This is a genomic window from Niallia nealsonii, assembly GCF_002835805.1.
GTDB lineage: Bacteria > Bacillota > Bacilli > Bacillales > Cytobacillaceae > Niallia > Niallia nealsonii.
In genome coordinates this window covers 13,900-37,575 of record NZ_PISE01000016.1, presented here as the reverse complement: position 1 = coordinate 37,575, position 23,676 = coordinate 13,900, and the positions used below count along the sequence as shown (strand labels likewise).

Genomic DNA, 23,676 nt, shown 5'->3' with positions numbered 1-23,676 from the left:
GATATCATAAATGATAAACAGAAAGGGGATTACTGTGAGAATTATTTCAATAGAACCAACACCAAGTCCAAATACAATGAAAATAAATTTAGATGAAGAATTGCCGATGGGCAAAAGTAATAATTATAAACAAGGAAATGCAGCGGATGCACCGGAGATCATTCAAACTATTTTAGAGATAGAAGGCATCAAAGGTGTTTATCATGTTGCAGATTTTTTGGCAGTCGAAAGAAATGCCCGCTATGATTGGAAAGAATTATTAACATATGTACGAAACGCGTTTGGAGAAGAAACTGAAGCGGCGCAAGAAAGCAAAATAAATGAGCATTATGGAGAAATAAAAGTGCTTGTCCAAATGTATAAAGGCATTCCCATGCAAGTGAAATTATCAGATGGCGAGGAAGAAAGACGTTTTGGTTTGCCGGAAATTTTTCTGAAGGCAGTAACGGAAGCAAAAATGCCAAATGATAATGTTGTTGTAAGCAGAAAATGGAAAGAATTTGGTGTCCGTTATGGAGAGTTTGAGGAAATAGGCAATGCTGTTGTAGAAGAATTGCTTGCAGCCTATCCTGAAAATAGATTAGAAGCGCTTGTACAGCAAGCAAAAAATGAAGAAGATGGAGAAAATGCTATTAAGCCGCAAAGGCAAAAAATAAAATTATCATTAGAAGATTTGGATCATCCTGATTGGAAAGTTAGATATCAAAAATTAGAGCAAACAGATGATCCAACGCTTGAAGATATTCCTGTATTGTCGAAGGCTCTTTTGGATGAAAAGCCATCGATTCGCAGACTTGCCACCGTTTATTTAGGAATGATTGAAGATAAATTGGTGCTGGAATCGCTTTATGTAGCATTAAAAGATAAAACAGTTACCGTAAGAAGAACAGCTGGAGACTGTTTATCCGATTTAGGCTTTCCAGAAGCAATGCCTGAAATGATGGAAGCATTAAAAGATAAAAGCAAGCTTGTAAGATGGAGAGCTGCTATGTATCTTTACGAAGTAGGCGATGAAACGACGCTGCCTGCATTAAAAGCACATGAAAACGATCCGGAATTTGAGGTAAGTCTGCAAATTAAGCTGGCGATTGAACGAATTGAATTAGGGGAAGAAGCAAAAGGCTCTGTGTGGAAACAAATGACGGAAGCAAGAAAATAGAACGCTACTTTTTGATGATGTATAAATCTTCCACGTTTTATGGCAGAATCTAGAGGAAAAGAATTATATTCTTTTTATAAATGAGGTGCTAAAAGTGACGGGAAGAAAAAAATATCAAAAAAAAGATATGGTATTTCGAATGGGAAAATGGAAGATCATCGTGAATAAGGCAGGGTTATTTAATAATTTGATCTCTTTTTTTAGCGCCGCTACTTATTTCATTGGAAGTATTTTATTTAGTCAAAAAGAGTGGAGACTGTATGGAAGCTTTGCTTTTATTATAGGAAGTGTTTTGCTGCTTTTTGCTGCTAGTGTACGAATCGTTCATCATCTGAAAATAAAAAGAGCAGAGTCTTCTGTCTAAAAGAGTCTAATGCATTGCATGAATGAATTAGAGTATAGTATTCTAAAGGAATAAACAATCATATTAGGAGGTAATTTTATGTCAATGGCATATGAGGAATACATGAAACAAATGGTAAAACCAATGAGAGCAGAATTAGCAAATGCAGGATTTGAAGAGTTGACTACAGGAGAGGAAGTAGAAAAATTCATTGAAACTGCAGAAGGCACTTCTTTAGTTGTGGTGAATTCTGTTTGCGGATGTGCAGCAGGACTTGCAAGACCAGCAGCAACACAAAGCGTACTTCAATCTGAAAAAAAACCAGATCATTTAGTGACAGTATTTGCAGGCCAAGATAAAGAAGCAACAGCAAAAATGAGAGAGTTTTTTGGAGATATTGAACCATCTTCCCCATCTATGGCATTAATTAAGGATAATAAAGTGGTTCACTTTATTCATCGCTACGATATTGAAGGAAACTCAATGGAAGCAATTATGGAAAATTTAGTATCTTCATTTGAACAATATTGTTAATGTAAATTTGAAAGAACATCCTTCGAAGATGTTCTTTTTTAATAGATGAAGAAATACAAAATGCAGTAGGGAAAAATAAAAGAAAGAGGAAGTAATATGATTGTAACAACTGCTGGAAGAACGGATCAAAAAATGACAGAGGAGGCAGTGGGGATTTCTAGAAATTTGCAGTTTCCATTTATAGAACGAAAAAAAAAATCTATAAGTATGCTTAAAAGGGAATATGAAACAGATATATTGGTTATTGGAAAAAATCGTTATGAATTATTTATGCATACCCAATCAGAACCGTTTTTTTTTCATCCTAATTCAGCTGTTTTTCGAATTAAACGCATTCAAAAAGGGGAATATGATCCTTTTATAGAGGCAACAAATCTACAAGCAGGATCGACCTTTTTGGATTGTACATTTGGACTTGGATCGGACAGCATTGTTGCAAGTTTTGTTGTTGGGGAACAAGGAAAAGTAGAAGGCTGCGAAGCAAGTCAGATGCTTGCTTTTTTAGTGAGAAAAGGACTGGAAATGTGGGAAACGGATTGTTCTGCAACAAATTTAGCGATGCAAAAAGTACATATTCATCATAATGATGCTTTAGCAGAATTAAAGAAAAGAAAAGATAATAGTATTGATTGTGTTTATTTTGATCCAATGTTTGAAGAAGAAATACTCTCTTCTAAAGGGATCGGTCCTTTAAGAAGTCTTGCGGTTTATCATGATTTAACAGAAGAATTAATAAAGGAAGCACTGCGGATAGCAAAAAAAAGAGTAGTACTAAAAGATCATTTTCGCAGCAAACGATTTGAAAAGTTTGGTTTTTCCGTTATTAAAAGAAAATCAGCTGCTTTTCATTACGGCATTCTTATAAAAGAACAGGTTAAGTAGATCATATAACACTGGATTTGAACAAGTTTATGATGGGAATAAAGGTGCGATAATCTCTTGAACTACCCCCCAACTTAGCTAATGCTGAAAGTGGGGGATTCCTACGAACACCAGTGTATCCCCCAGTTATGGAGTAGGCTCTACCCGTAGTCCCTACGGTGAAAACTTTTAGCATCTTGTACACTGATTTTTCACGCATCCTATTTTCGCTTGATTTTCGCAGCTTCGGTATGCGTGGGCGATTCGAACGTGGAAGATTTTACCTAGCAGACGCTTTTCCTGCTAGAACCCATATATCCGTTTTCAAAGAACAACTTACAGAAATAGTGTAGTGCGTTTGTTCGTATCGTTCAACCATTTAGGCCTAAGCCTACCGACATTCGTCTCCCGCTTGCTCATCGGGCTACGCCATTCGCATTCCTTGAAGTGGGAGTCTTCTGTCGGAAAATGATAAAGTGGTGAAGTACATTATCTCAGCCTAGATTTCTCATCATTTTGTAGTAAGGATCTTATTGCTTATTAATAGAGGAAATCGGATATAAACAAATTATTTAGAAGGATGTGTAACTTATTTAGCGATGAAAAAAAAGTGGATATATAGTGGATGTGCAATAATCTGTTTAGCTATTTTGTTGGCTGCTTCATACAAGCTAATGAATTCAAGATCCTTTCAAGTATTTGGAGGCATTACAGCTAAAGCAGATACAAAGGAAAAAGTAGTTGCTTTAACTTTTGATGATGGTCCAAGTGGCAATGTTAAGGAAATATTAAGCATTTTACAGCATTATAATATAAAAGCGACCTTTTTTCTAATAGGAAATGAAATAGAAAAATATCCTAATGAGACAAAAAGCATCGTCGAAGCAGGACATCAAGTAGGCAACCATACTTATTCTCATAAACGGATGGTCTTTAAATCGCCTTCGTATATAAAAACAGAAATTGATAAAACGGATAAACTGATTAAAGAGGCAGGCTACAATAAAGAAATTGTTTTTCGGCCACCAAATGGAAAAAAGTTAATCGGTTTGCCTTATTATTTACATAAAATAAATAAAAAGACAATTACATGGAATCTCGAACCAGATACGTATTATGATTCTGCGCAAGAGAAAATTGACTATGCAATAAAAAATATTAAACCAGGATCGATTGTATTAATGCATCCTATGTACGACCAAACTGGGAGTGAACTGCAAGCGATAGAAGGAATAATTAAAGAACTAAAGAAAAAGGACTATTCATTTGTTACAGTGAATGAATTAAGGAGCTATTAACCTAATAAAAATAATAAAAAATAGAATTTGCAAAGGATATTTGTAGATGAATGGTAAAAAATTATTATATAATAGAATAAAACATTATTATAGCTGAAAAATACTGGGAGTTTACTAACAAGATAAACAAAATTGGTTAAAAGGGAGGTGTAATAATGCCTAATTGGATACGTAAAAGTCTTGTTGTTTTTGTTTCTATTTTAACATTTGGGCTTGTTTCACCGTCCCCTGCTTCTCTTTATAACAACAATAATAATGATAAAAAGCCAAGTGATGAAAGCAAGACACCTTTCGCTTTAGAAGAAAGAGAACTTGAATTCGAGAGCACAGAGGCTGAAGCACCAAATGAAAGAGAAAAATTTTTATCGCAAATAATGCAAGAAGCGGAGACGCAAAGTTATATGAAATTCGGCAGTAAAATTAAGCCAGTAATAGAGGATGAATTCCGCGTGGCGATTCTTCCAAATATGGAAAAAGCAATTGCAGATGTTACGAGTATTTTTCCAGAAGAAGATTTAAGTCAATTGACGGTTACAGAATTTCCAAGTGCTGGATTGGCAGAAAGAATTTTTCATATACAAAAAAATGACGAAGACATTATCCGTTTCCATGTAAGACGGGATCGCCCCCCACAAGAAGGCTATTGGTTTAATTTTCATTATCATACGTATCATGATCAGTTTCATGGACATTACTATTTAGGGGAAATATATTGGGATAAAAACACCCCACCTAAATGGATGAGTTAGTATATGTGAAAAAAATATACATATGCTGAAACTTTTTTGATTGTGTTTCGTAGATAAGATATTCTAAACATTTTTGGAGGTAATAGTTATGGCAATCAGTTTATCAAAAGGTCAAAAAGTAGATTTAACAAAAGGAAATCCTGGACTGACAAAAGTCATTGTTGGTTTAGGCTGGGATGTAAATAAGTATGATGGCGGCCAAGACTTCGACTTGGATTCTTCTATTTTTTTATTAGGAGACAACGGCAAAGTAGCATCAGACGGCGATTTTGTTTTCTACAATAATCCAACTGGCGGAAATGGTTCTGTTGTTCATTCAGGAGATAACAGAACAGGTGCAGGAGAAGGCGATGATGAGCAAGTAGTTATTGATTTACAGGCTGTTCCAGCAACAACTCAACGTATCACATTTACGATTACAATTCATGATGGAGAAGCAAGAAACCAAAACTTTGGACAAGTATCCAACTCTTATGTTCGTATATTAAATGAACAAAATAATGAAGAACTGATTCGTTATGATTTAGGAGAAGATTTCTCTATTGAAACAGCATTAGTAGTTGGCGAACTATATCGCCATAATAATGAGTGGAAATTTAGTGCGATTGGCAGCGGATATCAAGGCGGCTTAGCAGCACTTGCAACAGATTTTGGATTGCAGGTAGGTTAATTAATAATTGGATGAGCTTTCTTTTTAGAAGATAAAAAGCAGTAGATTAATTAATAGGTGCTGACTCGAACATTTCCATGCTGTTTATATGAAAAGTCCTTTTGAATATAACAGTATTTAAACAATAAACTTTATTCTCATTCCTCTGTTGTGTCTTGCAGAAAAGTAAACGAATGGGAGAAGTATTGTTTGAAGGTGGAGAAACGTTCGAGTTTTCCTATATAGGAAAGCCAAGAAAACAGGAGGAAAAGAATTAAATGGGCATTTTAGAAAGTATTATCCATACCTATTCACAGTTTTTTAACTGGGAAATGTGGGGGGAAGTGTTAACAGATCCTGTAAGCTGGGGATATATTGGAACACTAATTATATTAGAAGGTTTGTTATCAGCAGATAACGCACTTGTTCTTGCTGTAATGGTTAAGCATTTGCCACCAGAAAAACGAAAAAAAGCATTGTTTTATGGATTATTAGGTGCTTATGTGTTTCGTTTTATCGCAATTGGAATAGGTGTATACTTAATAAAATTATGGTGGGTCAAAGTATTAGGTGCAGCGTATTTAGCTTATCTTGCCATCAAATACTTTATCGATAAACGAAAAGAACGCAATTCAGAAGAATCAGAAGAAGAACATGGGATTAATAAAAATGGATTATTGCTTCGCTTGTTTGGAACATTCTGGGGAACGGTTATTTCTGTAGAATTAATGGATATTGCTTTCTCTGTAGATAGTGTCCTTGCTGCATTTGGAGTAAGTAACCAAGTATGGGTATTGCTTGTCGGCGGTATGCTTGGGGTATTAATGATGCGTGGAGTTGCAGGAGTATTTTTAAAATTGATAGATCGTATTCCTGAACTAGAATCTACTGCGTATATTTTAATACTAATTATTTCTGCAAAAATGTTTTTAGGCGTATTTGGCGTTCATATTTCCCACTATGTTTTTTTCGGAATTTTATTGATAGCTTTTGCTGCAACATTTGTTGTACATTATATGAACAAAAAGAAAGAAACACAAAACCAAGGGTGAAAAATCAGAAAAGGGATCAGACATTATGTCGGTTCCCTTTCTTTTATAAATTGGCTTATTTCTAATGCTTGTTCTATAAACATAAAGGGATTAAAAGTCAGAAATTTTTAATAAATAGTCTGTATCCTTATTTGTCTTACTAATTAAAAATCTACTTTATGTTAATGGAATTTTCAGTCAATAAGTGATATATTTTATTACAATAAAAAGTAGGAACAAGTGATATTTTTTTAAAGGGTGGAATTAAAGAATGGAGCAGAAACATGAAATTATTCGCTGATTTAACGGAAAATCAAAAAAAACATTTATTTTATAAAGCACCTGAAGCATTTACGAATAATTCAGATAAAGAAATACTAAGTTATGCACTCGCATCTACTCTTTATATGCCGGCAACAAGACCGAATATCTATCAAGATCTTGTCGCACGAAAACATCCTTCACTCACTTCAATGGTCATTTGTTTAGAAGATTCCATTGGTGATCATGAAGTGGAGGCTGCAGAAAGTAAACTGTTGGAAGAATTTCAAATGATGAAAAAAGGTTTAGAATCTGGGATATTAATAAAAACTGAAATGCCGCTAATTTTTATAAGAATTCGCTCTGTTGAACAGTTTTTAAGAATAATGAACCGATTAGAAGATGGCATAGATTTACTGACAGGCATTGTCATTCCTAAATTTAATGCAGCAATTGGCAGCATTATTTTAAAAGAACTAGAGTCATATAATCATAGTGGAAATAAATTGTATGCAATGCCAATTCTCGAAACAAAAAAAATTATTGAAAAAGAAACAAGAATGGAAGAATTATTATCAATTAAAACAGTCCTTGATGCATATAAACAATTAATTTTAAATGTTCGAATAGGAGCGACTGATTTTTGCGGATTATATGGGATTCGCCGAAACATCGATACGACAGTTTATGATGTGGCAATTATCCGGGACTGTATTAGTGATATTGTAAATGTATTTTTGCGGGAAGATAGCCCATATGTTGTGTCAGGACCAGTGTGGGAGTATTTTTCAACAAAAGAAAGAATGCTTATTCCTCAACTAAGGGAAACACCATTTCGAAAACGATATGGGGAAGCAGGAAGCAAAATGAGGACACAATTAATTGATAAACAAATGGACGGGCTTATTCAAGAAGTGCTGATGGATATTACAAACGGGCTGACAGGAAAAACCATCATCCATCCAACGCATATTAAACCTGTACAAGCTTTAAATGTGGTGTCATATGAAGAATATTTAGATGCCAATAACATTATCCAAAATGGAAATGGAGAAATCGGTGTCATAAAAAGCAGCTTTTCCAATAAAATGAATGAAATAAAACCTCATTATTATTGGGCACAGAAAATCCTTTTAAAATCCAAAGTGTACGGGGTGTTTCATGAAAAATTCACATACATTGACTTGCTCAAACAAGAAAATTTTGCTCTCCATACTTGATGACTTACAAATGGAAATTGAGATAACAGGAAATCCATTTCAGTTGAGTGTGGAAGATTTTTTTTTAATGGCAGCACGAATTAACAAAAAGCGTTCTTTTTTATTTGTTAGCAAACTATTGGGCAAACACTTGCCAATCCATCCGAACCGTGGATTATTGACAGGTTTTTTGCTGGCAGCTCGTTATGAAGAAATAAAAACAAACCAACCTTCTTTTAAAAAGGAATCGTTGCTTGCCTATTATCATGATCCATCCTTATTTGCTGATAGACCATATATAGACGAAGAAGTTTCTTCCCCTGTTATTATTGGATTTGCAGAAACAGCTACATCACTTGGGCATAGTTTTTATCAGGCCTTTAAACACGCTGTCTATTTTCATACAACAAGAGAAGTAGTAAATGAAGCAGCTTCTATTATATCGTTTGAGGAAGAGCATTCCCATGCCACTTCCCACAGATGTTATGTGGGGGAAGAAATGCTAAAAAATGAGCGTGAAGTGATATTAGTAGATGATGAGCTAACCACAGGCAAAACAGCTATTAATATCATTCGGGATATTCAAACCAAATTTCCTAGGAAATTATATACAGTTGTTTCCATACTTGATTGGCGTTCCGAAGAAGATAGTGAAAAAATGCTTGAACTGGAAAAAGAGTTAGATATTAAAATTCATTTTGTTAGTTTGCTAAAAGGTCGTTTTACCTTACATAATGGACATGTCGATTTTAAAGAGAATATTTTTAACCATATGCCGAATAGCGATTTTCCACAAGTAGAGTATCTGGAACTGACAGAATTTATCAGCAATCGTCTTATCCCATATACTTCAAACACTTTATCTATGGAGAAAAATAATTTTTATTATTTAGTAGATACTGGTCGTTTTGGAATAGAATCTAATCAGACAGATGACGAATGGATGAAAAAAGCTGGACAGTATTTATCTTTAAAGAGAACAGGAGAAAAAACTCTAGTGATTGGTACAGGAGAATTTATGTATATTCCAATGAAAATAGCAAGCTATATGGGAGAAAACATTTGGTATCAATCTAGTACAAGAAGTCCAATTTATCCAAATAAAGAAGCACATTATGGTGCGAAAACAGCCTATCGTTTTCCTAATCCTGAAGATGGGGATATTGTCCATTATTTGTACAATATCGAACGGGGAAGCTATGATGATGTATTTATTATTTTTGAAAGAAAAGTAGACCATAAAAAGTTAGCGCCATTATTGCAGCAATTAAATAGAGAAAATTTCAAAAAAATAAATATCGTTTATTGCAATGGGAGGGAACAATAATGGAGTCTAAAGCAAAAAAAAGGTTTGGATCGTATAAGGAAGAGGATGTTATTTTTTTATTAAAAGATTTAAGTGATGTGCAGTTGGAGGGAAAAACAGAGGAACGGGAAAAAAATATTCAAAAGGGACAGCATTATAGTGAAACATTGCCAATTGAATATAATCCTCCTGAACAATATATCGAACTGTTTTTAAGCACATTAAAAGATTATAAACAAAAGGTAGCAGCATGCACGGCGATTGTTTCGGAGCAAATCTATCAAAAATCAGGAGAAAAAACGGTGCTTGTTTCATTAGCTAGAGCAGGCACTCCTATTGGGATTTTGATTAAAAGATATATAGGATTACAATACAGTATTAATTTGCCTCATTACAGCATCTCTATTATTCGGGATAAAGGAATAGATGAAAATGCTATTTCTTATATTTTAAAAAAGCATAAAGGAGCAAAAATTCAATTTATTGATGGCTGGACCGGAAAAGGTGCTATTTCCATAGAGCTGACAAAAGCTTGTAAGGAGTATGAGCAGAAATATCATATAAAGCTTGATGATACATTAGCTGTATTAGCAGATCCAGGCCATTGTACGACTTTATATGGAACAAGGGAGGATTTCCTGATTCCAAGCGCTTGTTTGAATTCAACGGTTTCTGGTCTTGTCAGCAGAACGGTCCTTAACTCTGCTTATATAGGAAAAGAGGATTTTCATGGAGCCAAATTTTATAAAGAATTATTCCCTTTTGATGTTTCTAATGATTATGTAGAAGCAATAACAGCCGAATTTTCTAGGTTGTCTTTTGAAAAAATCCAAAGCGCTATTTTGAATAATCAAAAAGAGCAAAATATTTCATTTAAAGGCATGGAGGAAGTGCTGGCAATTAAAGAGCAATTTTCTATTGATTCTACTCATTATGTAAAACCAGGAGTTGGTGAAACGACAAGAGTCCTATTAAGAAGGGTGCCATGGAAAATATTAATGAAAGATCCACTTAGCCCTTATGTCAAGCATATTGTGATGCTTGCAAAAGAGCGAAATGTCGAAATCATCCATTATCCTAATATGAGCTATACATGTTGTGGACTAATTAAAAAAGTAGGGGAAAAAGAATGAAGATGTTTGCATCTGATTTAGATAGAACCTTAATTTATTCGCAAAGAGCCCTTGAAACGCTGCAAACGCCGTTAACAGAAAAAATGAGGCCAGTAGAAAAACGAAACAATGAAGATGTATCTTTTATGACAAAAGATTCATTTTTTCTTCTTCAAGAAATAGCAAAGGAATGCTTGTTTGTGCCTGTTACAACAAGAACCTATGAGCAATATAAGCGAGTGTTTATTTTTGGAAAAGAAATACCAGTCGACTATAGTGTTACAAATAATGGGTCCCATATTTATTATCGTGGAGAGTTGATAAAAGAGTGGAAAACAAAGGTGCTTTTTCGTTTAGAAGAAGAATGTATAAAAAAAGAACTGTTATTAGAACAATTAGAAAAATTTAATGTTAAAGGAACTCTAAAAATCGCAGATGATCTCTTTTTTTATTATATTTTAAATCAAGAACTTTCAACAGATGAAAAAAATAGGATGACAGAAATGGCAAAGGCAGTTGGCTGGAAAGTATCCCTTCAAGGAAAAAAACTGTATTTTATGCCATTGCCGATCTGTAAAGGAGAAGCCATTAAATATATTCAAAAACGGGAGGGGATAACAACTGTTTTTGGAGCAGGAGATTCCATTCTTGATGCACCTTTCCTAGCAGTCTGTGACTCTCCTTTTATTCCTAGGCACGGAGAAATAGCATTGCAATGGAAAAATGGAAATAGCCATGATGATTTCACAAAAAGTAGTGGAGCATATGCTGGAGAGGAAATCATCCAGAAGGTTCATAAATTATTGGCCTCTATAGGAAGTAAAGAGCGTTAATCAGAAGGCTCCTTAAAGCATTTTTGCAATAGATAATAAAAAGCTGAAAATAAAAGGAAGCTGGCTAGATTTACAATCAATCCTAGCCAAAAGGAATGATAAAATATTCCTACAAAAAAACTGAAAATCATTGTTATAAGGAAAAGGTCGATAAAAATAAAAAAGGATGAACTTAAAATCGCTGTAACCTGCTCAATCTCACAGCGAAGCTCATTATAAGAGGATTTGCGGAATAATGCTCTCATCTATTAAGCACCTACTTACTTAAAGTACTATAGAATATGCAAAAAGCAGAAATTGGTGAGGCATTGATGCGTGTATCTGTTGCTTTGTAAAGGGAATATTTTTTGTCTAAAGGGGATAGATTGCTGTTAAGAATGCAAGTTGTGTAACAGAGGAAGAACTAGCTAAAGGTCTATAGTATTTTTAGACTATTTCCATAAAATTTTATGAAACTTTTTATGGAATGAAATCGTATAAAAATAGAGGGAAATATTTTAGAATTAACACGATGCTATGCTATGATTAAAGAGAGTCATTTTGTGCATGATTTTTTTGGCAGAAATGGTTGGGAAATGTTTAAATATGGTAATCTTACAGAGTATTGTGGATAAAACGATTTTTTAAAAGTTAAACGAAAAAAAGTCAGCATTGTTTTGGAACAAAGCCTGAAATAGAAAGATATCCATTTATTGATTGTTGGGCAAGCAGTACTATTTTTTTGCTCATAAAGGGAAGTGGAAAGAGGATGAATAGCGAAATACATACATGGGATAATCAGATTCTTCCATTATCCCTAGAAAATTGGCAAGAGCTTTTAGCGATGCCGCTATCGGAAAGACCATTATATAAGATGGATAATGAAAATTTATCCTTTGGGCAGGTTGCTGTAAAACTGTTTGGAATGCCGGTGGATGAAGATGAGTATTATAATGAACTATTTGAATGGGTATATGAAAGCAAGGACCCTGTTATTTTATTATCGGATGACCATTTAGATAGAACAATGGATAATAAATATTTTCAAGCCATCCAAAGAGTGCTGAATCTATTAATAGAGCAAAATTTATCTGTTAATCGTTTTGTAGCATTTTTAGACGGGGAAAATTTATTGCTGAAATCAGCTATTCCAGCTGCACATCGAAAAATAAGAGAGTCATTTATTGCTGTTTTGCAGCATTTTGAACAAGTTGAAGAAAATGGCCTACATAATAATGAATTAAGAAGAGTGCTAGTAGATCTGATTAAATGGTCGATTAATCATTTGCATCCTGCGTTGATAGCATGCAGAGACAAAGGGAATATGCCGAAATTTTTATGGTACGCTGATGGGAAAAAAAGCCAAGCGTATTTTATCTACTATTTGCTTGAATTAGGCTGTGATGTTATTATTGTTCATCCAAATAGCATAGATATGTTAAAGCAGCTTAAGCTGACTAAAACATTTTTTACTCATCGATATACAGGAAAAAAAGAGCCAGAAAAATTTCCTCAAGAAAAAAGAAGACGGACGGCAACTGTTGCCTATAGGGCTTCAAAAGAAATTGAATCGATTTTGAACCATGAAGGCAGCGGATTGTATAAACCATGGCAGTTACGGGATTATACACCAATGTCTGTTACATTAAAAACAACTTACGATGAATTATTTTTATTAGAAAAAGAACCAGCGATGGTTCGTCCAAATTTTGAAGTGAATAATGGTTTGGTAAAAATTCCAACTATATTTGCTAAAGTATTTGGTGTCAGCAAAAATAGAAAAGAATATTGGGATCGCCTTCACCAAATTGCATCACGAGATCATGCGTTGTTAATAAAAAGTTTTCCGTTTACAAGAGCTGTTATCAGCGATTACCGCTATCATTATCGGGATGCTCTAGATGCATCAGGTCATCTAATTCCAGAAAAAATGCTAGAAGCCAATTATTGGTCATATGGCAGACTTCCAATTGGACTGCAAAAGGGGATCGCATCTGCCATTTCATCTGTTTGCCAGCAAATGCAGCTAAAAAGGCTGCCAAACGAAACAGAAGAAGAAACAGCCATTTTTCTTTTTTCCCAAGGACTATTATTGCCTGAGGCAGTAATCAAACTTCTGCAGAAATTTGATTACTCTCAGGAAGTTCCAAGCGTTATTTTATATAAAACAGAAAAAAATGGCCATTTTACAAGAGAAGACGCTGGGGTACTTCTTCTTTTGAATACATTTGGGGTTGATATTATCGTATATACCCCTTCCGGAGAATTAGATATGGAAGATTATGTACAAAAAGGCATATTTGATGAGCACTGGCTAGAAGATGTTGTGTTTGAAATGGAATATAAAGAAGCCTCTTTTATAAAAAAAATATGGCGTATGGGGCAGTTTAAAAAATCGAAGGGGTGATAAGCGATGAATAGTATGGAGCCATCTAATTCATTTACAGGTAAAAATGAAATGAATGTTTTATCTGAGGATAAAGTAACAGATATTAAACAAGCATTACGTAATGAACCAGAAGTGCAAGCATTAGCGCAAGCAATCGATGAACGAGATCAAATTCAAATATTGGAATTTGGAAAAGAGCCAGCAGTCCAAATTTCCAGATTTTCTGATCAAATATTAAATAATATGCGAACAACCAAAGTGGAAGATTCAGGAGAATTGTTAAAGCAGCTTGGACGCATTATGGATAAATTCGACAAAAAAGATTTTGAGCAGCCACCCCGTGGTTTTTTCGGCAAACTATTTAAAAAAAGCGAAAAGATCATGGATAAGCTTTTTGGCAAATACCAATCGATGGGGCAAGAAATTGATAAAGTTTATGTAGAAATATCCAAATATCAAAATGAAATGGTCGATTCCACAACGATGCTTGATAATATGTATGAACAAAATTATCAATATTATTTGACCTTAGAAAAATATGCGGTGGCAGGTCAATTAAAATCAGAAGATCTAAAACAAAATATGCTTCCACAGCTTGAAGCCAAAGCAACAAATGGCGATCAGCTTGCCAGCATGCAGCTTGATTCTTTGCGCAATGCGATTGAACTATTAGATCAGCGCATCTATGATTTAGAGATGGCAAAAATGGTTTCCTTGCAAACAGCGCCGCAAATAAGGCTGCTGCAGCGGGGCAATACAAAATTGATTGGCAAAATTAATTCTGCATTTGTTACAACAATTCCGATTTTTAAAAATGGTTTAATTCAAGCAGTTGCTGCTAAAAGACAAAAGTTAGTGGCAGATAGTATGAGTGAATTGGACCGGCGTACAAATGAAATGTTAGTGCGCAACGCAGAGAATATTTCTCAGCAGAGTGTGGAAATTGCTAAACTTGCAGGCGGTCCTAGCATAAAAATTGAAACAATTGAAGAATCATGGAATATTATCATGAAAGGCATGCAGGAAACAAAGTCTATTGAAGAGGATAATAAACGCCTGCGTGAAGAAGGAACCAAAAAGCTTGAACAGCTTCAGCATAACTTTAAACAAATGAAGCTAAAGGGATAATAAAAAATAGTAACTAATAGGAGTGGAAAAAATTTATGGCGATTAATTTACAAAAAGGGCAAAGAGTAGATTTAACAAAAGGCAACCCAGGTTTAACAAAAATTATGGTAGGACTTGGCTGGGATCCTGTTCAGCAAAAAAGCGGCGGATTATTAGGTTCTTTATTTGGTGGCGGATCTGGTGCAAACGTAGACTGTGATGCATCTGTTATTTGCTTAAGTGAAAATGATAAAGTGTTATCCAATAGCGATGTTATTTATTTTGGAAATTTAAAAAGCAAAGATGGAAGCATTCAACATTCTGGCGATAATTTAACAGGGGATGGGGATGGCGATGATGAACAAGTACATGTTGATTTGTCCCGTGTCCCTGCAAATATTCAAAAGTTAGTTTTTGTTGTTAACATTTATGATGCAGTAAAAAGAAAACAACATTTTGGCATGATTCAAAATGCCTTTATCCGCATTGTAAATCCAAATACGAACGCTTCCTTAATTCATTATAATTTGACAGATGATTATAGTGGAAAAACAAGTTTAATAGTGGGAGAGTTATATCGCCATGGCCAAGAGTGGAAATTTGCAGCTGTTGGAACAGGTACAGCTGCAGGAAGTCTTGGTGAAGTCGTAAAGTCATTTTCATAAAACTAGTGGGCTTTTTTGCCCCGAGAATGTTAGTGCAACTAATTTAAGGTGAAAACTTATCTATAATAGAGTTATTTTTCATAAGGAGGAGAAGTCATGAGCATCAATTTATCAAAAGGTCAACGAATCGATTTAACGAAAACAAATCCTGGGTTAAAAAGAGCAATCATCGGATTAGGCTGGGATACAAACAGATATGATGGCGGAGCAGATTTTGATTTAGATGCTTCTGCTTTTTTAGCAAATGAAAATGGAAAAGTAATAAATGATATTGATTTTATTTTTTACAATAATTTGAAGCATGCAAGCGGTGGGGTAGAACATACAGGGGATAACCGCACAGGCGATGGAGATGGTGATGATGAACAAATTATCATTGATTTCCAAAAATTACCCTCCCATGTACATAAAATTGGCATTGCAGTAACCATTCATGATGCGGATTCTAGAAGCCAAAACTTCGGTCAGGTTAGCAATGCGTTTGTAAGGGTTGTAAATGAGGAGAATACTATAGAAATCCTTCGTTTTGATTTAGGGGAAGATTTTTCTGTAGAAACAGCTGTGGTGATTTGTGAACTGTATAAGCATAATGGCGACTGGAAGTTTAATGCAATCGGCAGCGGATTTTCCGGTGGACTGGCAGCGCTTTGCCGCAATTATGGATTAGAAGTTTAACATAAAATAATAATTGAATAATCATAAAGCCATTTAAATAAGAGCTGTTGCACAAAGAAAAAGGTTCTGTTTGTCGCCCTTTCTTTGCTGTAAAAAGCTGGCTTATTTGAATGGCTTCTTTTTGTTTCTCCATAAATTTCAATCTTTTCTCTCTTTTTTTGTATGATATAATAGATAGAATAGTATTTACATAGTCTATTATTTTCTTTTCTATCACTTATCACCTAAAGAAGACAAAACAACAAGATGTAAAAGAGAGAAAAGAGGGAATTTAGATGAGGAGATGGAAACTTTTTTTTCCTTTTTTTATAATTGGCATGTCTGCTCTTTTAATGGGGAATTCACAGTTGCAGCAGACAGGACTTCCATTAAAGGAGGTTTCAAACACTTCCATTTTAAAAAAAGAGCTTTCTTTAAAAGCCGAAAAAAACTTTGAAAATATCATTTTGCTTCCATATAGTAAGTATGATGAAAAAGAAGCGGCTGCCATTATTAATAGATTAAACAAACTGCCCCAATCCCTTATAAAAAAAATTCACCAAAAGGGGATAACTCTACAATTATTTACAGGGAAATTAACAGATAATGAAACAGTTAAAAGTCTTGCAGGAGTGATTCCTCGCGGTTATCAGTCGAAAACTACTTGGGATAATGTTCCAGGCATTGGCGGCGGACAAACCGTTCTTGTTAAAATTGGAGCTAGCCAAAAGGGAAAGGGACATGGTTCTGTCAACTTAGAATATCATGAGCTCGCCCATTCCATTGACTCAAAAGTATTAGGGAATGCCAGCAAAACAAACTATTATTTAGCCATTTGGAATAAAGAAAAGTTTAAACTATTTCCAAATAAACCATATTTTCAAAACTATGCAGAAGAGTATTTTTCGGAAACTTTTGCAATGTTTTATATTGGAGGAGCTGAAAAGGAGCACTTAAAAGCTGTGGCTCCATTGACATATCAATATATTAGTAGAATCAACTGAAAATAATTAATAAGCAGGATGAATATTTGGGGAATACTATTAAAGAATTGTTAGAGTATAAATAGAAAAAAAAGGATGTTGAATGGATGAAACAATATTTGCAATTATGTGAACAAATTTTGGAAAATGGAGTTAAAAAAGAGGATCGTACAGGAACAGGAACAATTAGTAAATTTGGCTATCAAATGCGTTTTAATCTAGCAGAAGGATTTCCTTTGCTGACAACAAAAAAATTGCATATTCGTTCTATCATTTATGAGCTATTATGGTTTTTAAATGGAGATACGAATGTAAAATATTTGCAAGATCATAATGTACGGATTTGGAATGAATGGGCAGATGAAAAAGGAGAATTGGGTCCAGTCTACGGACATCAATGGCGTTCTTGGACAACAAGAGAGGGAGACACGATTGACCAAATTTCAGAGTTGATCCAAACCATTAAAAACAATCCTGATTCAAGAAGAATGATTGTGAATGCATGGAATGTAGGGGATATAGACAAAATGGCACTGCCGCCATGTCATTGCTTGTTCCAATTTTATGTGGCAAATGGAAAATTATCTTGCCAACTTTATCAACGCTCAGCAGATGTGTTTTTAGGGGTTCCATTTAATATCGCATCATATGCACTTTTAACCCATATGATTGCACAATGTTGTGACCTTGAGGTTGGCGAATTTATTCATTCTTTTGGAGATGTGCATATTTATACAAATCACTTAGAGCAAATAAACTTACAGATGTCTAGAGAGCCGAAAGCGTTGCCTAAATTAAAGATAAATAAAGAGGTAAAGGATATTTTCAGTTTTAAGTATGAAGATTTTGAAATCCTGGATTATGAAGCACATCCACCGATTAAAGGCGTGGTGAGTGTATGATCTCCTTAATCGTTGCAATGGACAAAAATAATGTAATTGGCTATAAAAATGATTTGCCATGGCATTTGCCGGCAGATTTAAAATATTTTAAAAAGATTACAACAGGACACCCAATAATAATGGGCAGAAAAACAAGAGATTCTATTGGCAGAAATTTGCCTAATCGAGAAAATATTGTTATTACAAGAAATAAAGAGTATAGGCCGGAGGGGTGCACTGTATTTTATTCTATTGAGGACTGGAGAAAATGGAGCCAAACCCAAAACGAAGAAGAAATGTTTATTATTGGCGGAGCAGAAATTTTTAAAGAAACATTATCATTTACAGATAGATTGTATATAACAAAAATTGATGCTGAATATCCAGGCGATACCTTTTTTCCTGAAATGGACTGGGGAAATTGGAAACTTGTTTCAGAAGTGGAAGGGCAAAAGGACGAAAACAATTCAGTCGATTATCAATTTTTAGTCTATGAACGAATAAAAAATTAAAAATGGCAGCAAAACAAAAACAGCCTCCTTTTATGAGAAGAGGCTGTTTTTTAATTAGACATAAAACAATATGCATAGGTACATGAATGTGCTTCCGCATAACACAAAAATATGCCAAACCGCATGGAAATAAGGGATTTTTTGCAGAATATAAAAAATGCTGCCAACTGTATAAAGGATGCCTCCTAAAAATAGAAGAATAAATCCAGATGTACCGATTGCATGATAAAGGGGCACAATTCCTAACACAATGAGCCATCCCATTATCACATAAAGAACAGTTGATATAATCAAAAATTTTTTTACAAAATAACATTTAAAAACAATTCCGCCTATAGCCAGTGTCCATACAATGCCAAATAATGTCCATCCCAAAGCACCTTTTATGGAAAGAAGTACAAAGGGGGTATAGGTGCCAGCTATTAGTAAATAAATGGCAGAGTGGTCGAAAATTTCAAATAAATCTTTTAGTTTTTTATTTTTTGCGCTATGGAGAAGGGTAGAGCATAAATATAAAATAATCATAGTTGATCCAAATATGGTAAAACAGACAATGCGCCAAGGGTCCCCGCCTTTTGCTGCAAAAATAATTAATAAAACAAGGGCAGGAATGCTTAAAATAAAACCAATGCCATGTGTGATTGAATTAGCTAATTCTTCTTTTGTGGAAAAACTCATAAATTTACTCACTCCTTAAACATCAATTCTACCGCAATATTTTCTTAAAAACAAATAATTGTAAAATTTTACGCATTCTATTTGACTAAAAAATTCAAAATATCTTAAAAATTGAATTTATAGGATGGAATTAATGCGGTATCATGGTATAATGTACAAATTAATATAGGGAAGAAATGAGGTATGAGGATATGGAACAAAAGGTTATGAAAAAATGGGTGCAATTGGAGGATATTATGATTGCATACCAGCGAATTAAAGACATAGTAGCCCATACTCCTTTACAAAAAAATCAGCGACTTTCTGAAAAATATGATTGTAATATTTATTTAAAAAGAGAAGACTTGCAACATGTGCGTTCTTTTAAATTACGGGGTGCATTTTATTCCATGGTAATGCTGGAAAAAGAAAAAACAAAAAATGGAGTAGTTTGTGCAAGTGCTGGAAACCATGCACAAGGTGTTGCTTATGCTTGTAAATATTTAGGGGTGCATGGGAAAATTTTTATGCCAGCAACTACACCTAAGCAAAAAGTAAGCCAAGTTAAAATGTTCGGCAAAGATAATGTTGAGATTATTCTAACAGGAGATACATTTGATGACTCCTATGTAGAGGCAGTTGCTTGTGCGGAGATGGAAGAAAGGGCTTTTATCCATCCTTTTAATGATGAAAATGTGATCGCTGGTCAAGGCACTGTAGCAGTTGAAATTATGAATGACAGTGATGACCCCATTGATTATGTTTTTGCAAGCATTGGTGGGGGCGGCTTAATGGCGGGTTTAAGCACCTATATAAAAAGCGTATCTCCACAAACAAAAATGATTGGAGTAGAGCCATTAGGTGCTCCATCTATGCAAGAATCCATTGCACAAAATAAGCTAGTGACATTGAATAAAATTGACAAGTTTGTTGATGGTGCTGCTGTTAAATGTGTGGGCCAGAAAAACTTGGAAATATGCCAAGAATTATTGGATGATATTGTACTTGTGCCTGAAGGAAAAGTATGTACTTCGATTTTATCTTTGTACAATGAACATGCGATTGTGGCAGAACCTGCTGGAGCTCTGCCGGTTGCAGCTTTGGATTTTTATAAGGAGCAAATTAAAGGAAAAAACGTCGCTATTGTAATCAGCGGGGGCAATAATGATATTGATAGAATGCAGGAAATTAAAGAAAGATCTTTATTGTATGAAGGATTATTATATCATTTTATTGTTAATTTCCCTCAAAGAGCAGGTGCATTAAGAGAATTTTTAGATGAAGTATTGGGACCAGAAGATGATATAACAAGGTTTGAATATACAAAAAAGAATAATAAAGAGAATGGTCCTGCACTTGTTGGGTTAGAACTCAAACATCGAGAAGATTATAATGGTCTAATTGAAAGAATGAATCAAAAAGGATTTCCATATAAGGAATTAAATAAAGACTCTAATTTATTCCACTTATTGGTATAACTCAATCCATGGTAAATAAATAAAAAATCTGCGAGCAATGACGAATTGTTCGCAGATTTTTTAATATGTAATTTTGCAATGAGGAAGAAGATGAATTTTAAAAAAACGTAAATTATTTCCAAAAAATAGTTGTTTTGAAAAAGTTAAAACAAAGCAATAAAAAATTGAAATAAAGGGTCAGCTTTCCCCTGATGAAAAATGAATTCTACCGTTTATGAGATATAACCTTATTTGTCTATTGATAATGATTGCTTCTTAGGAAATTATTATACAAAGCCTTTGGCATACGGTATAATAAGTGTTTAAAGAGAAAGCGCTTAAAGGTTTTTGCAAAAAGATTATTTAGGGAAGTGTATTATGACAAAAATAAAAATAGTAACCGATTCAACAGTAGATTTATCACAAGAAGAATTGGAAAAATACGAAATAGAAGTGGTGCCTCTTTCTATTTCTATAGATGGCAAAACATATTTGGACAGAGTGGATATCACTCCGGACGAATTTATATATAAGATGAAGCAAACAAGTGAATTGCCTAAAAGTTCTCAACCAGCTGCAGGAACTTTTGCTGAAAAATATGAGGAACTAGGGAAAAACGGGTTTGATGTTATTTCGATTCATATGACAGGAGGAATGAGTGGAACGGTTGCTTCTGCACAAAGTGCATGTGAATTAACCAATACAAATGTAACGGTTATTGATTCACAATTTATTTCAAAAGGATTAGCCTTTCAGGTTGTAGAAGCAGCGATATGTGCACAACATGGCAAAACCAAACAAGAAATTATCGAAAAAATTTCGCAAGTCAAAAAAAACACTAAATTATTTGTTGTGGTTGATACATTAGAAAATTTAATAAAAGGAGGAAGAATCGGCAAAGCAAAAGCGTTAATCGGTTCTTTATTAAATATTAAACCGATTGCCAGCATAGAAATGGGCGTATATACACCAATAACAAATGTCCGCAGCAGAGCTCAAGCTATTAAATATTTGGCAAATGCTTTAAAAGAAGATGCCATAAATAAAACAATTAAACGTGTTGGAATTACACATGCTGACAGTCTTGAATTTGCTTTGAAATTAAAAGAAGCAGTTGAAAATCTAACTGGCTTTAACAAAGTTGAAATTGATTTTACAACACCAGTAATCAGTACACATACTGGTCAAGGGGCTATTGGATTCAGCTATTATATTGAATAAGTTTCTGTCATATATCCTTCTTTCCTTCATATATTGGTGGTAAAGTGTCCAAAGTAGAAATACTTTGCTTAAAGCGTATAAAACCTATATTATTCGCAATTTATATTATGGAACAAAGGGACAGCTAGATAAAGAGTTTAAAAAAGAAATCTAAATAGTGTGGGCATTTAGCCAATATGTATTTGGTGTACAGAAGCAATTCGATATATTGTATGCTCACTTTATCACATCACGCATTAACGGGCAGTAAAACCCCAAACTCAAGATGGTAAGAGAAAACGAGAAATCTAGGTGGGGGATAAATGCCCATAAAAGCCTGATTGGTTCAACTAACAACCAGTGGGGGATGAAGTTTCACTTTATGCTATCAAAAGCAAATGGAATAGTGAAAAATGAAGTAGCGCCAGGGGATTAGCTCCTGGCTTTTTTGCTATTGAAGGAGATCTAAAAACTTATTGGATGTACACAGGCATCAGGTAGTTTTATTTGCAAAGAAATGGATCAGGCAAATTAATGATGACTGAGCATTCTTCAAAAAGCCATTCCACTATCAGTCTGCCTAATTGTGGGATGGGCATGTTGTGGGCAGCCTGAAAGTTTGCATTTTTGACTTTCTACACGCTGAAGACCTATTTTGGTAGGTCTGTTTTTTGTGAAAGCTATTGTATCCGGCATTGACCGGCTTTTGACCACCACTTCGAGATGAGAAGAGGAAATGGGAAATCTAGGTGAGTATAAATTTTCTGAATAAAAAAAGCCTGATTGGTTCATCTAACACTTAGTGAGGGACATGGAAAATCTACAATAATTGAAGTTTCCCTTTATCCTTATATTTTACACAAATAAAAAAGGGGGAATGAAAAAAATTGTAACTGTCCTTTATGCATAGTAGTACATAACATGATAAAAGATAATGGTAGAAAAAAATTGAATTTCATATGTTATAATAAATTATTGACTAAAAGGTAGGTGTTAAAGATGAAAAAACCATTTACCTTTCTTAGTATATGCATCGCTCTTTTTTTATTAACTTCTTGTACTCAAACTACTGGATTGCAATATAACAGTATAAAAGAGACCACGGTATCAGCAAAAGAAAAGTTGCCAGAAACTTTTCGTTTCTATGATATGCATATTGTTTCTGCGGGAGATTCATTAACACAAGGAGTTGGCGACAGTACCAATAGAGGTGGATATATTCCTTATTTAAAGGACTTGTTGGAAAGTGAAAAAGGAATTGGAAAAGCTACGTTTGAAAATTATGGAGTTCGGGGCAATAAAACAGATCAATTACTAAAAAAATTACAAACAGATAAAGTGAAAAAATCAATTTCTAAAAGTGATATGGTAATTTTAACAATAGGCGGCAACGATATTATGAAAGTAGTTCGTGAAAATTTATCTGATTTACAGTTGAAAGACTTTACAAAACAAATGAAATTGTACGAAACGAATCTTCATCAAATATTAACACTTATACGAAAAGAAAATCCTGATGCAATGATTGTTTTAGTGGGGGTTTATAATCCTTTTACAAAATGGTTTTCTAATATTGATGAGATGAATGAGTTAGTAACAGAATGGAATACCACTGGGGAAAATATTTTAACCTTATTTGATAACACTTATTTTGTGAAAATCGATGATTTATTTCTAAGTACAAAAGTAAATTTGTTTTATAAAGACTATTTTCATCCGAATGATAAAGGGTATGAATTAATAGCAGAAAAAATATATGAGAAGATGGAAAAAGATGCTTTGCCAGCTTTTTTAGCAAACGTATCTGAGGATTAAATCTGTTTTTAGTATGGATGAAAAAATAGCAAAAAAGAAATA

General features: G+C 34.1%; 24 protein-coding genes. 22 read left to right on the top strand and 2 right to left on the bottom strand.

All coding sequences use genetic code 11. The features are described from left to right. Window positions 1-34: 34 nt before the first annotated feature. The 12 genes from CWS01_RS08225 (at window position 35) to CWS01_RS08170 (ending at window position 11,335) form a co-directional block, all read left to right on the top strand. A complete protein-coding gene (locus CWS01_RS08225) occupies window positions 35-1,159 on the top strand; it encodes a conserved virulence factor C family protein (RefSeq protein ID WP_101176711.1) in 1,125 nt (374 codons plus the stop codon). 94 nt (window positions 1,160-1,253) lie between these two features. Further along, window positions 1,254-1,523, top strand: coding sequence for a YrhK family protein (locus tag CWS01_RS08220; RefSeq protein ID WP_101176710.1), 270 nt, complete (start codon window positions 1,254-1,256; stop codon window positions 1,521-1,523). Between the two features lie 78 nt (window positions 1,524-1,601). Continuing rightward, window positions 1,602-2,036, top strand: a complete 435-nt coding sequence (locus CWS01_RS08215; protein ID WP_101176709.1) for a BrxA/BrxB family bacilliredoxin — start codon at window positions 1,602-1,604, stop codon at window positions 2,034-2,036. A 96-nt stretch (window positions 2,037-2,132) separates the two neighbouring features. After that, the gene (locus CWS01_RS08210; protein ID WP_101176708.1) at window positions 2,133-2,918 is read left to right on the top strand and encodes a class I SAM-dependent methyltransferase; all 786 of its coding nucleotides are present in this window, start codon (window positions 2,133-2,135) and stop codon (window positions 2,916-2,918) included. A 578-nt stretch (window positions 2,919-3,496) separates the two neighbouring features. Continuing rightward, window positions 3,497-4,195, top strand: a complete 699-nt coding sequence (locus CWS01_RS08205) for a polysaccharide deacetylase family protein (protein WP_101176707.1) — start codon at window positions 3,497-3,499, stop codon at window positions 4,193-4,195. A gap of 155 nt (window positions 4,196-4,350) precedes the next feature. Next, entirely contained in the window at window positions 4,351-4,944 is a 594-nt protein-coding gene (locus CWS01_RS08200) for a YpjP family protein (protein ID WP_101176706.1), read from the top strand. 88 nt (window positions 4,945-5,032) lie between these two features. Further along, window positions 5,033-5,614 (top strand): TerD family protein, encoded by a 582-nt coding sequence (locus CWS01_RS08195; RefSeq protein WP_101176705.1) that lies wholly within the window; start codon window positions 5,033-5,035, stop codon window positions 5,612-5,614. A 257-nt stretch (window positions 5,615-5,871) separates the two neighbouring features. Beyond that, window positions 5,872-6,645, top strand: a complete 774-nt coding sequence (locus CWS01_RS08190; protein WP_101176704.1) for a TerC family protein — start codon at window positions 5,872-5,874, stop codon at window positions 6,643-6,645. Between the two features lie 263 nt (window positions 6,646-6,908). Continuing rightward, a complete protein-coding gene (locus CWS01_RS08185) occupies window positions 6,909-8,105 on the top strand; it encodes an HpcH/HpaI aldolase/citrate lyase family protein (RefSeq protein WP_101176703.1) in 1,197 nt (398 codons plus the stop codon). Continuing rightward, a complete protein-coding gene (locus CWS01_RS08180) occupies window positions 8,047-9,411 on the top strand; it encodes a phosphoribosyltransferase family protein (RefSeq protein WP_101176702.1) in 1,365 nt (454 codons plus the stop codon). Before CWS01_RS08185 ends, CWS01_RS08180 begins: the two co-directional genes overlap by 59 nt. Continuing rightward, on the top strand, window positions 9,411-10,523 hold the full coding sequence (locus CWS01_RS08175; protein ID WP_101176701.1) for a cysteine protease StiP family protein: 1,113 nt from the start codon (window positions 9,411-9,413) through the stop codon (window positions 10,521-10,523). The genes CWS01_RS08180 and CWS01_RS08175 overlap by 1 nt, the downstream gene beginning before the upstream one ends. Further along, window positions 10,520-11,335, top strand: coding sequence for a hypothetical protein (locus CWS01_RS08170; protein WP_101176700.1), 816 nt, complete (start codon window positions 10,520-10,522; stop codon window positions 11,333-11,335). Before CWS01_RS08175 ends, CWS01_RS08170 begins: the two co-directional genes overlap by 4 nt. Here the strand turns inward: CWS01_RS08170 and CWS01_RS08165 are convergent. Beyond that, window positions 11,332-11,580 carry a hypothetical protein gene (locus CWS01_RS08165; protein WP_101176699.1) on the bottom strand — a complete coding sequence of 83 codons (249 nt, stop codon included), beginning with the start codon at window positions 11,578-11,580 and terminating at the stop codon, window positions 11,332-11,334. The genes CWS01_RS08170 and CWS01_RS08165 overlap by 4 nt on opposite strands. A gap of 503 nt (window positions 11,581-12,083) precedes the next feature. Between CWS01_RS08165 and CWS01_RS08160 the strand changes: the two genes are divergently transcribed. The 7 genes from CWS01_RS08160 (at window position 12,084) to CWS01_RS08130 (ending at window position 18,505) form a co-directional block, all read left to right on the top strand. Further along, complete coding sequence (locus CWS01_RS08160) at window positions 12,084-13,721, top strand: YceG family protein (protein ID WP_101176698.1); 1,638 nt, start codon at window positions 12,084-12,086, stop codon at window positions 13,719-13,721. Window positions 13,722-13,736: 15 nt separating this feature from the next. Next, window positions 13,737-14,831, top strand: a complete 1,095-nt coding sequence (locus CWS01_RS08155; RefSeq protein WP_101176844.1) for a toxic anion resistance protein — start codon at window positions 13,737-13,739, stop codon at window positions 14,829-14,831. 35 nt (window positions 14,832-14,866) lie between these two features. Further along, window positions 14,867-15,475: a TerD family protein gene (locus tag CWS01_RS08150; RefSeq protein WP_101176697.1), complete on the top strand. Its 609-nt coding sequence runs from the start codon at window positions 14,867-14,869 to the stop codon at window positions 15,473-15,475. A 96-nt stretch (window positions 15,476-15,571) separates the two neighbouring features. After that, window positions 15,572-16,150 (top strand): TerD family protein, encoded by a 579-nt coding sequence (locus tag CWS01_RS08145; RefSeq protein WP_101176696.1) that lies wholly within the window; start codon window positions 15,572-15,574, stop codon window positions 16,148-16,150. Between the two features lie 275 nt (window positions 16,151-16,425). Then, a complete protein-coding gene (locus CWS01_RS08140) occupies window positions 16,426-17,133 on the top strand; it encodes an anthrax toxin lethal factor-related metalloendopeptidase (protein WP_101176695.1) in 708 nt (235 codons plus the stop codon). Between the two features lie 86 nt (window positions 17,134-17,219). Further along, a complete protein-coding gene (locus CWS01_RS08135) occupies window positions 17,220-18,014 on the top strand; it encodes a thymidylate synthase (RefSeq protein WP_101176694.1) in 795 nt (264 codons plus the stop codon). Next, window positions 18,011-18,505 carry a dihydrofolate reductase gene (locus CWS01_RS08130; protein ID WP_101176693.1) on the top strand — a complete coding sequence of 165 codons (495 nt, stop codon included), beginning with the start codon at window positions 18,011-18,013 and terminating at the stop codon, window positions 18,503-18,505. Before CWS01_RS08135 ends, CWS01_RS08130 begins: the two co-directional genes overlap by 4 nt. A 54-nt stretch (window positions 18,506-18,559) precedes the next feature. Here CWS01_RS08130 and trhA read toward each other — a convergent pair whose 3' ends face one another. Then, complete coding sequence (trhA, locus tag CWS01_RS08125) at window positions 18,560-19,183, bottom strand: PAQR family membrane homeostasis protein TrhA (protein WP_101176692.1); 624 nt, start codon at window positions 19,181-19,183, stop codon at window positions 18,560-18,562. Between the two features lie 191 nt (window positions 19,184-19,374). On the opposite strand from trhA, the gene ilvA reads away from it, so the two are divergent. The 3 genes from ilvA (at window position 19,375) to CWS01_RS08110 (ending at window position 23,634) form a co-directional block, all read left to right on the top strand. Continuing rightward, window positions 19,375-20,640, top strand: a complete 1,266-nt coding sequence (gene ilvA / locus CWS01_RS08120) for a threonine ammonia-lyase IlvA (protein ID WP_101176691.1) — start codon at window positions 19,375-19,377, stop codon at window positions 20,638-20,640. Between the two features lie 357 nt (window positions 20,641-20,997). After that, window positions 20,998-21,840, top strand: coding sequence for a DegV family protein (locus CWS01_RS08115; protein ID WP_101176690.1), 843 nt, complete (start codon window positions 20,998-21,000; stop codon window positions 21,838-21,840). 978 nt (window positions 21,841-22,818) lie between these two features. Continuing rightward, entirely contained in the window at window positions 22,819-23,634 is an 816-nt protein-coding gene (locus CWS01_RS08110; protein ID WP_101176689.1) for an SGNH/GDSL hydrolase family protein, read from the top strand. Window positions 23,635-23,676: the final 42 nt, after the last annotated feature.